We start from the raw sequence: 6662 nt of genomic DNA on the forward strand, positions 1-6662 counted from the left end.
TTAGATTCTAGTTTATATAGAATCTAAACTTTTTCGTTATTATATTATTTAGATTCTAAGAAAAGGATTTATTTTGAGCGTTCAACCACAAGATTCACAAAATGCAAAAAGTAGAGACTTGCAACAACAAAGCACAGATTCACAAAAAGTTTCACAAAGTGACAAGCCCCAGACTATCACTGAAAAGATTTTTAGCCACCACATCGGGCGAAAAGCTTATGCCGATGAGATTATTGAGTGTAATATTGATATGGTAATTGGCAATGATATTACCACGCCTATTTCTATCAAAGAGTTTGAAAAAGTCGGCGCGGTGCGGCTTGCACGCCCTGATAATTTCTCCATTGTGATGGACCATTTTATCCCGGCAAAAGATATTGCCTCGGCTAATCAGGCTAGAATCTCACGCGATTTTGCGTTAAAACATAACTTAAAAAACTTCTTTGATGAGCGTGATATGGGCATAGAGCACGCGCTTATGCCTGAAAAAGGCTTGGTAGTTAGTGGTGATGTGATTATTGGTGCTGACTCGCACACTTGCACGCACGGCGCACTTGGCGCGTTTAGCACAGGGATGGGCAGCACGGACTTGGCGTATGCGATGATTACGGGGAAAAATTGGTTTAAGATTCCACAGAGTATCAAGGTCGAGTTTAAGGGCAAACTGCAGCCTATGGTGGGCGGCAAGGACTTGATTTTGGAGGTGATTAGGATTTTGGGCGTGGATGGTGCGCTCTATCGTAGCTTAGAGTTTTGCGGCGAGGGCGTGGCGACTTTGAGTATGGATGATAGATTTTCGCTGTGTAATATGGCGATTGAGGCGGGGGCGAAAAATGGCATTGTGGCGGTAGATTCTATAACAAAGGCGTTTTTAGATGAGGTTAAAGCGTTAAATGGTGGCTTGCGAAGTGAGCCGATATTTCACTATAGTGATGAAAAAGCTAACTATTTAAAGCATATAGTTATAGATTTAGATACTTTAGAGCCGATGGTGGCATATCCATTTTTACCTAGTAATGGGAAAAAAATTAGTGAATCTAGTAAGGAAAAAATTGAGATTCAGCAGGCATTTATCGGCTCTTGCACGAATGGTAGGCTAAGTGATTTAAAAATAGCTAGTGAGATTTTAAAGGGTAAGAAAATTGATAAAAAAGTTAGATTAATCGTAACTCCTGGCACGCAAAGAATCTATAAACAGGCGTATGAAGCAGGATATATCCAAACGCTTTTAGATGCAGGAGCGCTAGTTAGTAACCCAACTTGTGGTGCGTGTCTAGGCGGCTATATGGGAATCTTAGGCGATAATGAAAAGTGTATCTCAACTACAAATCGCAACTTTGTAGGTAGAATGGGTGCTAGGACTTCACAAGTCTTTTTAGCAAACGCCGCTGTGGTCGCCAAATCCGCCATCACGGGGGTGATAAGCGACCCTAGAACTTAATATTTAGAACTAGATTTTATAAATCTAAAAGGAAAGTATTGAATCTAAATAATGTAATTTTTTTAGCTCAAAGTGATACGACAATTGGGTTTTTAAGTAAAAGTGCGGCGCGGATAAATGAGATTAAAAAGGCGAATGCAAATAAGATTTTATTAAAAGAATTTTGCAATTTCAAAAATCTAGATTCTAGAATCCCTACTAAATTTAGACGATTTGTGCGATATGCTAAAAAAACTACTTTTATACTGCCTTGCAAAAGTTTGCATATTTACGCAAATTTAAAAAACAAAGATTCTAAAAATACACAAAATTTAAACTCTAATTTAAAAAATAAAGATTCTATAAATTTGCTAGAAAATATAGAATCTAAAAATATACAGAATCTAAATAGCAAAGATTCTAAAAAAAACACACAGAATCTAAACTTTACACAACAAGATTCTAAAAACCTAGATTCCTTAAAAATTTTAGAGAATCTAGGTAATATTTCAAACAAAAAAGATTCTAAAAACACATTACAAAATATAGAATCTAACAAAGATTCTAACATCTCAAAAAGCTTTCGCGTTATAAAAGATTCTAAACACAACGCGTTTTTGCAACATTTTGCCTGGCTTTATTCATCATCTGCAAATCTAAGCGGACAAAAATACAATAAAGATTTTGCCATAAAAAATGCGGATATTATTGTGCTTGATTCTCGCGGCTTAAAAGAGCAAAAAAGTAGCAAGATTGTTAAAATAAATCATTTTAGAATGCAAAAAATTCGTTAAAATATCACTTTCAAAAACACAAAAAGAGACAAAATGGATAAGCAAGAAAAAATCATAAATATGTTTGACAACATCGCGGCGACTTATGATACGACAAACCGCGTGATGAGCATGGGCGTGGATATTACCTGGCGAAAGGAAGCGTGCAAGGAAGCCTTTAAAATCCTGCAAAAAAGCCACATTGACATCGCTGACATCGCGTGTGGGACGGGCGATATGATGCTGCAGTGGGAAGCGAGCACGCGTGAAAATGGCGTAGAGATTGCTAGTATCGTTGGCATTGACCCATCAAATGGTATGCTTGATGTGGCGCGAAAAAAGATTGCAAAAGGGATATTTTTTGTCGCGCAAGCTAGCAAACTGCCGCTTAAGAGTGAGAGCAAGGACATAATTTCGATTGCTTATGGGCTAAGAAATGTGGTTGATAGAAAGGCGGCGTTGAGTGAATTTTACCGCGTTTTAAAGCCTGGTGGCGTGGTTGTGATTTTGGAATTTATGAGTGGTGGGACGCGTGGGGGCGGGCTTTTTAGTGCGCTTATGCGGTTTTATACAAAGTGCATTTTGCCGCTTGTTGGCGGGGCTATTTCGCGCAATTTCAAAGCGTATAAATACCTGCCAAATAGCATTGATAATTTTGTAAGTCGCGAGAGCTTGGAAGCGGAACTCGCACTGCATAATATGCCGACAATTTTTGCAAAGGATTATAGCGCTGGGGTTTGCTCACTTGTTATTGCAAAAAAGGATTAGGGTTATAGAATCTAATATTCTCTTTTTGCATAAATAAAAAACCTTTTATCGTGTTTGAAAATTTCTACATCAAAATTATTTAAGGTTTTGTATTCATTAATGCTATTTTCACCCTTAAATAGCAAGTAGCAGCCATTTGGTTGTAGCAAATGAAGGCTATCTTTAATAAGTAATGACGTGTTGCAGACGGCACGTGATGTAATTAAATTAGCCTTAATATTATTAATATTGTAAGAAAAATCTTTAATTACTTCTATATTTTCTAACTTTAGCTCCAAGCTTATATGTTGTAAAAAAGCCGCCCTTTTAGCACGTGGCTCAAGCAAATAAAAAAAAGAATCAGGATAAAAAATCGCCAAAATAACCCCAGGAAATCCCGCTCCAGAGCCTATATCAATGCAGTTTTCAAAAGGCTTTAAAAACGCGGTAGGTAGCAGACTATCAAAAATTTCTTTGTGTATAGAATCTAGATTTTTCGCGCCTGTGATATTGTGGATTTTAGCCCATTTTAGCACTAAATTCGCATAAGATTCTAATGTGCTAAATTTACTATCTTGTTTGATTATTTCAATGTCGATTTTTATCTCCTTACATTCTTTCATTTTTTTCCTTAAAATTCTAATTTTTTTAGCTATAATTTTATCATTATTTCTTTTAAAAGGATTTTTTATGATAAAAGTTTTGAAATTTATAGCTTTCATTTTTTTAATGTTAGCCCCATTATCTAGCTTAAAAGCAGCTGAAACAAAAGAGCTAAAAGTCGGCACGGTCCCAGTCCCGCACGCCAAAATCTTGCAATTAATAGCCCCAGATTTAAAAAAGCAAGGCATTAATCTCAAAATCATCGAGTTTAATGATAACGGACTTATGCCAAATATCGCCCTAAATGACGGCTCAATTGATGCAAATTATTTCCAGCACGTGCCATTTTATCAAAGTCAGGCTAAAGATAGGAAATATGATTTTATAAATGTAGGAGAGGTGCATATCGAGCCTATCGCACTTTACTCAAAGAAGCTGAAAAATATTAGCGAGCTAAGAAAAGGTGCGGTAATCGCCGTGCCAAGCGACCCTAGCAACTACGCACGTGCGCTAATTTTGCTGCATAATAACGGCATAATCACGCTTAAAGACCCAAATAATTTCACGGCGACAAAGTATGATATAGCGAAAAATCCTAAGAAAATCGAGATTAAAACCGTGGATGGACCGCTTTTGGTGCGGACTTTGAGTGATGTAGATGGTGCGGTAATCAATGGAAACTACGCTATGCAGGGTGGTTTGAGTAGCAAAGATGTGATTTTGCGTGAAGATTCTAAGTCAAAATATGGCAACTGCGTTTTTGTGCGAAAAGGTGATGAAAATCGCCCTGAAATCAAAGCCCTAGTAAATGCTCTGCGTAGCGAAAAAGTCAAAAAATATTTGAAAGAGACTTATAATGACGAGGTAATACCCGCATTTTAGAATCTTTTTGTGTCTCACTCTATTATCTATAAGAGTTAGTGTGTGAATTATGACAAATATCTTTAGAATATTGAAATACTGATTAGATTTTATAAAATTATTTAATTCGTTTTTACACGTCTTTTACTTAAGGATTTGCAAAACAAGAAGATGAATGTGCAGAGCAATATTTGCTTGTAATCTCTTTCACTTTATTCAAATATTCCTTATCCCTTTTTAAATTAGAACAAAAATTGTCTCTTTCTTGCGTGTCTTTATATTTTTCTAACATATTGTCTATATAAGCTTTTATAGCTTCTTTTGCTTCCTTATGAACTAACACATCAAGCTGTTTGCCTTTACAATAATTCATTCCAAGAATTTTTAGCTGTGAATCGTAATAATACAGAAATATCATTGGATCTATTGCTGACATACTTTGAAAATTTACAATAGCCAGTATGTATAATAATATTTTTCTCATCATTTCAACTCCCAAAAGTAAAATTCACTAACCGCTGGATAATCATTTATTTCATTAGTTAGATAATTATATCCATAAAGAGAATAGTTTAAATCACTTTCATCATTCATTTTCACATCTACAAACTCATTTTCTTCCCATAGCGTCGTATGTCGTATTCTATTTTTATGCAATCTCATTGCTGCAACACCTTTTCTTTTAAATGATTGTAACTCTTTAAAGAAAGATTGATTTTGCTCTTTTGTATTCATTTTATGATAAAAATCTTCTGTGCAACCATTAAGAATTGATTGTTTAATTGTCGCATTATATACCTTTGGCTTATGCCATAGAGTAGATAGGATATCAATCACACTATCAACAGAGATTCCATAATATGAATTATTGATAATCCACGCATTAGTAGGTGACTTTTGATTGTCTGTCTTTGTAAGTGGAATTGCAGTATTATTAATAGCATAGCTTATTCTTGTGGCACATGTATTATATCTACTTTCTCTATCTTCATTAAAAAAATTCAATAGTTTATTGCTTACTGTTTTATATCTAGCCTCTGACATATCAATTCTAAGTTTACGAATCTCTTCTTTTGCCTCTTCTTGTGTGATGTTGCCATTATTGAAATTTATTTGAATTAACTTATATTTTTCTATATATTCTTTAGAACCAACCATTGTTATCTCTACATAATTCTTTTTTACACTCTCAAAGCTTGGTCTTTGTATATTTATCGTAGTTTCTAAATTTCCACATTTTGCTTTAAGTTTTTTCATAATTACCCTTACGTATTAAACACATTTGTAATTGTAGCTTTATTATTGTGAATCTTGCACTGAATATTGATAATTTTGTTGTGTGTTTCTAAATCAATATCAAGTCTCTCTCCATCACTATACCCTTGTGTCTTAATATGCAAATTTATATCATTATGATACTTTGAGTATTCTTGTAATCGTGTCATATTCTCCCCATAACTAAAATACATCTCAAGGATTTGTTTATCTTTTTTTATCGTTTTGAAGTGTTGTAAGATTAGAATCTTTATCTTTACTCATTTTATCTCTTTTTTCACCCCATAAACTATCATTATATCCGACATTTATTATATCCACTCTTAAAGTGTTAGAATCTTTATTAGATTCTATAAATTTATCTAATCCATTTGCTAGATTAATATTAATAGAATCTAGTTTAGCAGGTGATAATAATGTGATTATATAATGCACTAAAGGTTCTCCATTTAAGCCTACTTTTGTATAATCTTCTTGTTGTATTTCTTTGCATTTACAATAGTTATAAAGATATTGAAATCTACCTACGCCATACTCTTTATCTTTATAATCTTCATAAGCTTTTTTAAATATTTTTGGAATCTTTTGCGGGATAACAAATATAAAAGTAGCAAGGTTAGAATCTAGCTGTAAATCTAGTGATTTAATATCATAATTTTCATATTCTTGTTTTAACTTAGAATCTAAATCGTTAAAATCAAAATTAGATTCTATATAATCATATTTTTTTATTTTATTTAAATCTTTTAAATCTTGCATATTTATATTTATAGAATCTAGCGGATTTTCACTACTAGATTCTATAATCTTATCATTTAACTTTATTACATAAACGGGTAAGTTATCTTTTTGAAATCTATCTATTTTATAATGCACTCTTAAACTTGGCTTAGTTAGATTTATGCTAGATTCTATAGAATCTAAGTTTTGTTTAGAATCTAATGTGGGTTTTGGTGAGTTTATTTTAAAAGTGTTTGGTTTTG

General features: G+C 33.5%; 8 protein-coding genes and 1 pseudogene. 4 read left to right on the forward strand and 5 right to left on the reverse strand.

Annotated features, from left to right (window positions below):
- Positions 1-118: 118 nt before the first annotated feature.
- The 3 genes from LS64_RS08835 to ubiE are packed head-to-tail and all read left to right on the forward strand — an operon-like array spanning position 119 to position 2961.
- Positions 119-1441, forward strand: a complete 1323-nt coding sequence (locus LS64_RS08835) for a 3-isopropylmalate dehydratase large subunit (protein ID WP_052062800.1) — start codon at positions 119-121, stop codon at positions 1439-1441.
- A 38-nt stretch (positions 1442-1479) separates the two neighbouring features.
- Positions 1480-2214 carry a hypothetical protein gene (locus LS64_RS08840; protein WP_052062665.1) on the forward strand — a complete coding sequence of 245 codons (735 nt, stop codon included), beginning with the start codon at positions 1480-1482 and terminating at the stop codon, positions 2212-2214.
- A 33-nt stretch (positions 2215-2247) separates the two neighbouring features.
- Complete coding sequence (ubiE, locus tag LS64_RS08845; RefSeq protein WP_118949154.1) at positions 2248-2961, forward strand: bifunctional demethylmenaquinone methyltransferase/2-methoxy-6-polyprenyl-1,4-benzoquinol methylase UbiE; 714 nt, start codon at positions 2248-2250, stop codon at positions 2959-2961.
- Positions 2962-2972: 11 nt separating this feature from the next.
- On the opposite strand, the gene rsmG is transcribed toward ubiE, so the two are convergent.
- A complete protein-coding gene (gene rsmG, locus LS64_RS08850; RefSeq protein WP_052062661.1) occupies positions 2973-3563 on the reverse strand; it encodes a 16S rRNA (guanine(527)-N(7))-methyltransferase RsmG in 591 nt (196 codons plus the stop codon).
- Between the two features lie 67 nt (positions 3564-3630).
- On the opposite strand from rsmG, the gene LS64_RS08855 reads away from it, so the two are divergent.
- The gene (locus LS64_RS08855; protein WP_034573393.1) at positions 3631-4425 is read left to right on the forward strand and encodes a MetQ/NlpA family ABC transporter substrate-binding protein; all 795 of its coding nucleotides are present in this window, start codon (positions 3631-3633) and stop codon (positions 4423-4425) included.
- A gap of 127 nt (positions 4426-4552) precedes the next feature.
- Here the strand turns inward: LS64_RS08855 and LS64_RS08860 are convergent, their stop codons facing one another.
- The 4 genes and pseudogenes from LS64_RS08860 to LS64_RS12480 all read right to left on the reverse strand — a co-directional run.
- Positions 4553-4891: a hypothetical protein gene (locus tag LS64_RS08860; protein ID WP_034573390.1), complete on the reverse strand. Its 339-nt coding sequence runs from the start codon at positions 4889-4891 to the stop codon at positions 4553-4555.
- Entirely contained in the window at positions 4888-5661 is a 774-nt protein-coding gene (locus tag LS64_RS08865; RefSeq protein WP_118949155.1) for a T6SS effector amidase Tae4 family protein, read from the reverse strand. Before LS64_RS08865 ends, LS64_RS08860 begins: the two co-directional genes overlap by 4 nt.
- A gap of 8 nt (positions 5662-5669) precedes the next feature.
- Positions 5670-5849: a hypothetical protein gene (locus LS64_RS08870; protein WP_052062660.1), complete on the reverse strand. Its 180-nt coding sequence runs from the start codon at positions 5847-5849 to the stop codon at positions 5670-5672.
- A gap of 37 nt (positions 5850-5886) precedes the next feature.
- Positions 5887-6662 (reverse strand): annotated as a pseudogene (locus LS64_RS12480) (hypothetical protein); the annotation flags it as partial.

Source organism: Helicobacter saguini (assembly GCF_000762875.2).
Lineage (GTDB): Bacteria > Campylobacterota > Campylobacteria > Campylobacterales > Helicobacteraceae > Helicobacter_A > Helicobacter_A saguini.

What these genes read in the sequence shown, in the direction of transcription:
- ubiE (WP_118949154.1), top strand. Translation starts at nt 2,248, where the DNA reads ATGGATAAGCAAGAAAAAATCATAAATATGTTTGACAACATCGCGGCG.
- rsmG (WP_052062661.1), bottom strand. Translation starts at nt 3,563, where the DNA reads ATGAAAGAATGTAAGGAGATAAAAATCGACATTGAAATAATCAAACAA.
- LS64_RS08855 (WP_034573393.1), top strand. Translation starts at nt 3,631, where the DNA reads ATGATAAAAGTTTTGAAATTTATAGCTTTCATTTTTTTAATGTTAGCC.
- LS64_RS08860 (WP_034573390.1), bottom strand. Translation starts at nt 4,891, where the DNA reads ATGATGAGAAAAATATTATTATACATACTGGCTATTGTAAATTTTCAA.
- LS64_RS08865 (WP_118949155.1), bottom strand. Translation starts at nt 5,661, where the DNA reads ATGAAAAAACTTAAAGCAAAATGTGGAAATTTAGAAACTACGATAAAT.
- LS64_RS08870 (WP_052062660.1), bottom strand. Translation starts at nt 5,849, where the DNA reads ATGACACGATTACAAGAATACTCAAAGTATCATAATGATATAAATTTG.